The following is a 5,686-nucleotide window of genomic DNA, read 5'->3' on the forward strand; positions in this document are numbered from 1 at the left end:
GAGGCCGCCGCCCGCGCGCACAAGCTGCGCCTGTTCGACTGACCCGGGCCGCGGCCGGTCAGGCGGTCGGGCGGAGCGGGACGATCCGGGTCGTGACGCGGGCGCGGGCGTGCGGGCCCTCGGCGGTGCCGGGCGCGCGCCCGCAGGTGTGGGACGCGACGTCGCCGCCGACGTGCAGGCCCGTCGGGACGAGCCGGTTCGTCCGGAACGCCAGCGACGGGTCGCGCAGCATCGGGTTCGACCAGGGGATCACCTCCGACAGCAGCGTGAACACCGGGTCGATCACCTTGGTGACGCCGTCGTCGTCGACGACCTCCACCCAGGCGTGCACGACCTCGGGCAGCCCGACCACCCAGCCGATCCGGGTCGTCGCGGGCACGCCCTCCTCGCGGCACAGCCGCTCGATGTAGCGGCTGGCGGCGCCGCAGCCGGCGAAGCCGCGCGGGACGAGGTCCGGGTCGTCGCGCAGGTCGACGGGCAGGCGCAGGTAGCGCGGCTCGGCGCCGATGAACTCGCGGACGATCGCGCGCAGCGCGGGCGCGCGCAGCACCGGGCAGTCCCCGACCGTCCGCAGCACCGCCGAGATCGCCATCGCGGGGCCGGACGACCGCGCGGTCATCGCCGCCGCGTCGGGCGCCGCGCCCACCCGGCGGCCCCCGCGCCCCGGATGCGCCCGGACGTGCCGGACCGCGCCGCCGTACGCGCCGGTGCGGGGCCGGGCGAGGGCATTGCGGGCGTCGGGACGGCAGCCGTCCGGGTCCCCGCAGGCGACCCGCAGCTCGAACCGGGACACCCGCGGCGCGATGAGGTCCTCGCAGGACGAGCGGGTCCAGCGCAGCAGGGACGCGACGTCCCGCTCGACCGGCGTGCGCCCCGTCCCGGAGTAGAGGGCGAGGTTGAACAGGTCCCGCCCGTCGAACCGCTCCCGGCCGCGCTCGCCGGTCGACGGCAGGCCGTGCCGGACGAGCGCGGTCAGCGTCCGGTCGTCGCAGGCGAGCATCCGCGCGGCGTCGGCGCGTCCGGTGTCGGGCCGGTGGTGGCCGGGCGGGATGACGTAGAGGCCTTCGAGCGCGCGCAGCAGCCGGCGGTCAGCGCCGTCCCCGGTGCGGCTCCGGGCCGGGGTCCTGTGTGCGGCGCCCACGTCAGCGCTTCACGATCCGGTAGTCGGACGGGTCGAGGGTCCGGGTGCGGCGGCGGTAGCCGAGCATCGAGCCGGGCCAGTTGCTGGCGTTGCGGCGCCGGCCGCCGGCGCCTTCGCCGGAGTGCAGGTACCAGCTGTCGCAGCCGCCGGCGTTCCAGACCGTCCCGTCCAGGCGGCGCTGGAGCGCGGCGTCGAACTCCGCCAGCACGCCCTCGCGGACGTCCATGTAGAGCGCCTCCGGGTCGCGCAACGCGCGGGCCGCCTGCACGATGTAGGAGATCTGGCTTTCGAGCATGTGCACCACCGACCCCGAGCCGACATTGGTGTTGGGCCCGTACATCAGGAAGAAGTTCGGGAAGCCCGCGACGGCCATCCCCAGGTAGGCTCGCGGCCCGTCCCGCCACGCCTCGTCCAGGTCCCGCTCAGTGAGACCGGTGACGCGCATGGGGGCGACGAAGTCCCGGGTGCGGAAGCCGGTGCCGAGGATGACGGTGTCGGCGGGGTGCTCGCGGCCGTCGGCGGTGACGAGGCCGTCCCGGGTCGCGCCGACGACGGCGCTGGTGACCACGTCCACCTGCGGGAGGTTGAGGGCGCGGTAGTAGTCGCTGGAGATCAGCACGCGCTTGCAGCCGAGCTCGTAGCCGGGAACGAGGCGCTCGCGCAGCCGCCGGTCCTTGACCGACCACAGCGTCGTGCGGCACAGCGCGCGGACGTGCGCCGACAGGACGCGGCGGGCGCGCGGCGAGACCAGCATCGGGTTCAGCAGCGCCTCGAACCAGACGAACACCGCGAGCCGCGACAGCCGTTGCAGCAGCGGGAACCGCCGGTTGAGCGCGGTGCGCAGCGGCGGGTAGCGGCGGTCCCACTTCCAGCCGACCCACTGCGGTTCGCGCTGGAAGACGGTCAGCTTCGCCGCGTCCGGCGCGATCCGCGGGACGAACTGCACCGCGCTCGCGCCGTTGCCGACGACCGCGACGGTCCGTCCGGCGAGGTCGTGGCCGTGGTCCCAGCGCGCGGAGTGGAACACGGTGCCGGCGAAGTCCGACAGCCCCGGGATGTCCGGCACCGACGGGACGCTCAGCTGGCCGCAGGCCGCGACGAGCAGGTCGGCCCGGTGCACCTCTCCCCCGGCCGTCCGCAGGTTCCACTGCCCGGCCTCCGGATCGAAGCCGGCGCGGGTGATCTCGCAGCCGAACCGGACGTGCTGTAGGACGCCGTACTTGCGCGCGCAGTGCCGCAGGTAGGCGAGGATCTCCGGCTGCGGCGCGAACCGCCGCGACCAGTCCGGCTTCGGCTCAAACGAGTAGGAGTACAGGTGGGACGGGGCGTCGCAGGCGGCGCCCGGGTAGGTGTTCTCCCGCCACACGCCGCCGACGTCGGTGCCGCGCTCGAACACCGTCAGGTCGGTGAAGCCGGCGCGGAGCAGCCGGACGGCGAGCCCCAGCCCGCTGAACCCGCTGCCCACGATCGCGATCGACGGCCGTCCCGCCATGCCCGTCACATCCCTCGCTAATTGGCGATACGCCAATAGTGACGGACGCTCCGTCAAAATGAAACGGCGGGGCCGCCCGGTGCGGGACGCGGCGGCGGTGCGGGACGCGGCGGCGGTGCGGCGGTGCGGCGGCGGGTGCGGCGGCGAGCGGGGTCGTTCAGCCGTGCGCGGCGGGGCGCCAGGGCGAATCGGGCTCGGTGGCGCGCGGGCGTTCGGTCACGCGCAGCGCGTAGGTGGGGGTGTCGGCGTCGACCGGGCCGAGGTAGTCGTGCCCCGTCAGATGGCACCAGGCCGGCAGGTCGATCGGCGCCGCCGGGTCGCTGGCGATGAGATGCACGACCGTGCCGGGCGCCAGCCCCGCCAGATGCCCGCGCAGCTCCAGCAGCAGCCGCACGCAGGAACGGTCCCCACCGTCGATGACCACCGGTTCCGGATCCATTTCGCACCCCCAGCACTCGCCTTCTCCGGCGAGCAATCACCCCATGGGGGAAATATAGGGCTTTGGGGGGCCCGCTTCACCGCGGAACATCCCGCGGCGAGCGATCGTTGAAGAAACCGGGAGCAGCCGCCGGACGGCGGTGAACGCTCCCGCCGGAGCGCCGGCGAGGGCGATCGATCGCCCGTCACGGTGCGGCTTCGGAGCAGCGGCGGCCGCATCCGGCCGCCTCCCGCACGATCCCGTCGGCGTCACCGTCCGGGGCCGCGCGTGCGCGCATCCGAAGCGACGAACTCGGAGCAATCGGAAGCGAACGCGATGATCGGCAATATGAGCGACCGGCGCCCCACTCTTGACCCTCTCTTTCAGGTTTCGTCCAGCTTTGGGGCTTACAGTCGCAGTGAAGCACCCCCAGACGTCACCCACGTGAGGAACCTGACCTTGGGGCGAGCCATGGAACTCGGAGCAGCGCGAGTGGAGACCACGCCGACCTGCGGGACGCTGTCCTTCCCCGCCGAGGTCGACCTGAGCAACGGCGAGGCGATCCTCGACCAGGCCCTCGGGCTGCTCGACTCCGGGGCGCCCGCCCTCATCCTCGACCTCTCGGACTGCACGTTCTGCGATTCCAACGCGCTGAACGTCATCCTGCGCTCACAGATGCGCGCCACCGAGCTCGGCGTGCCGATGTGGGTGGTGCTGCCGCCGCGCGGCATCGTCCGCCGGGTCGCCGAGGTCGCGGGCCTGCCGCGGCGCGTCGCCATCGCGCCGGACGTGGCGACCGCGCGCGAGGCGCTCGCACCCGTCACGCACGCCTGACCCGCCCCGGCGGCGGCCGGGCCGCCGGGGGCGCGTCGCCGTCCCGCGCCTCAGCCGACGCGCTCGATCCGGGCGTGCCGGATCAGGAACTTCCCGGCCTCGCGCACCTGCTCGAACGCCGCGTTGTTCAGCAGCACGCAGCTGCCCGACGCCGACGTGACCGCGACCGTGGTGGACTTGCCGTTGTCGAGGTTGGTCACCTTCACCTTCGTCCCGGCCGGCAGCCGGTCGCTGGACGCGGCGGGCGCGCCGGCCTCGCCGGACAGCGTCACCGTCGACCCCGGGCACACGACGTCGCCGCCCCCGGACGCGGCGGGCGGCGCGGACGCAGCAGGCGCCGCGGGCGCAGCAGGCGCCGTGCTCTGGGCGGGCGCCGCGGGCGACGACGGCTCCGGAGCCGCGCTCGAACCGCCGGCCGCCGCCTCCTCCTTGCCGCAGAACGAATCGGTGAAGGCGTCGACGGCCTCGCCCCGCGCCTTCTTCGCCCGCGCGCCCAGGCACAGCGACGTCACCTTGTTCGCGGGCCCGAGCCCGCTGGTCGCGTTGACGGTGTTGGCGAACCGCTCACGCTGGCGGCAGTGGAAGGCGAGCCCGAAGTTGAGCTTCGCGTCGCCCTTCGCGGCCTGCGCGTCCACCGCCCGACAGATCGCGCTGACCTGCATCGCGGGCTTCTCGCCCTTCGCGCGCGCCGCCTGCCGCTGGTTCTCCAGCCGCGCGAACTGCGTCTGGTCGCACACTTCGGCGGCGGCCACATCGACCGCCTGACCCGCCGTGATCCGCTGCTGCAGGGCGGCGCACCCGGACGACTCCGCCGCCACCCGTCCCGCCTCCCGCTGCTCGCCTCCGCCGCAGGCGCCCGCGCCGAGCACCGCCAGCAGCCCCGCCGCGCCGAGCACCGCGCGCATCCCGTTCCGCCGCATCATCCGTACCGCTCCTTCCGGTGGTGAACTCGCCTGGGTTACGAGCCCCGCCGGACGGCCGGTTCATAGATCAACTCCGCCTTAAATCCGTCCGAACACCGCCTTGACCGGCGCCGTCGCGGGCCGTGCCGGGGCGGCGCGGGCACGCGATCTCTTTGCGCGATCTTGTGGTTCGCGGGATGCCGCGCGGTCGTGGACCGGGCATGGACCACGGGGACCGACGCGGACGGGTGGGGAGCGGAGCGCGATGCAGGTGCAGCCGACGGGCGGACTCGGGCGGATCCCGATCCTGGACGTGGCGCCGGTGGTCGGCGGCGGGCGGTGGCCGGCGAAGGCCGTGGTGGGCGAGACGGTCGAGGTGTCGGCGACGGTGTTCCGGGAGGGGCACGAGATGCTCGGCGCGGCGGTGGTGCTGCGCGCGCCGGACGGCACCGTGCTGCCCGGCGAGCGGATGGCGGAGGTCGGTGCGGGGCTGGACCGGTGGGCGGCGCTGGTGACGCCGGACCGGATGGGCGAGTGGTCGTTCCGGGTCGAGGCGTGGGGCGATCCGATCGCGCACTGGTGGCATGACGCGCAGATCAAGGTCCCGCGCGGCCAGGATGCCGAGCTCATGCTCGCCGAAGGCGCGGCTCTGGTCACGCGCGCCGCACGCGGCGTTCCGGCGAAGGACCGTCGGACGCTGGCGCGGCTGGTCCGCGTCCTGTCGGACGGGGACACCGACGCGCTCGTGCGGCTGGCCGCCGTCAAGCACCCGGATGTGGCGGACGTGCTGGAGCGGCATCCGCTGCGGGACCTGCTGACGGTGTCGGACTGGTACCCGCTGGTCGTCCACCGGCAACGCGCCCTGTACGGCGCCTGGTACGAGTTCTTCCCCCGCTCCG

General features: G+C 74.5%; 6 protein-coding genes. 2 read left to right on the top strand and 4 right to left on the bottom strand.

Going from position 1 to position 5,686, the window contains the following annotated elements:
• Positions 1–58: 58 nt before the first annotated feature.
• The 3 genes from F9B16_RS51975 to F9B16_RS48850 form a co-directional block, all read right to left on the bottom strand.
• Positions 59–1,141: a hypothetical protein gene (locus F9B16_RS51975; RefSeq protein WP_192809379.1), complete on the bottom strand. Its 1,083-nt coding sequence runs from the start codon at positions 1,139–1,141 to the stop codon at positions 59–61.
• Position 1,142: 1 nt separating this feature from the next.
• Positions 1,143–2,633, bottom strand: coding sequence for a flavin-containing monooxygenase (locus tag F9B16_RS48845; RefSeq protein WP_151547088.1), 1,491 nt, complete (start codon positions 2,631–2,633; stop codon positions 1,143–1,145).
• A 157-nt stretch (positions 2,634–2,790) separates the two neighbouring features.
• Entirely contained in the window at positions 2,791–3,072 is a 282-nt protein-coding gene (locus tag F9B16_RS48850) for a sulfurtransferase TusA family protein (RefSeq protein ID WP_151547089.1), read from the bottom strand.
• A gap of 471 nt (positions 3,073–3,543) precedes the next feature.
• Here F9B16_RS48850 and F9B16_RS51980 point away from each other — a divergent pair, with 471 nt between their 5' ends.
• A complete protein-coding gene (locus tag F9B16_RS51980) occupies positions 3,544–3,885 on the top strand; it encodes an STAS domain-containing protein (RefSeq protein ID WP_192809380.1) in 342 nt (113 codons plus the stop codon).
• Positions 3,886–3,935: 50 nt separating this feature from the next.
• On the opposite strand, the gene F9B16_RS53375 is transcribed toward F9B16_RS51980, so the two are convergent.
• Positions 3,936–4,808 carry a septal ring lytic transglycosylase RlpA family protein gene (locus F9B16_RS53375; RefSeq protein WP_225992645.1) on the bottom strand — a complete coding sequence of 291 codons (873 nt, stop codon included), beginning with the start codon at positions 4,806–4,808 and terminating at the stop codon, positions 3,936–3,938.
• Positions 4,809–5,052: 244 nt separating this feature from the next.
• On the opposite strand from F9B16_RS53375, the gene F9B16_RS48865 reads away from it, so the two are divergent.
• Positions 5,053–5,686 (top strand): maltotransferase domain-containing protein (locus F9B16_RS48865; RefSeq protein ID WP_151547091.1); only part of this gene is annotated, 634 nt, incomplete at its 3' end.

The organism is Actinomadura montaniterrae (genome assembly GCF_008923365.1).
GTDB lineage: Bacteria > Actinomycetota > Actinomycetes > Streptosporangiales > Streptosporangiaceae > Spirillospora > Spirillospora montaniterrae.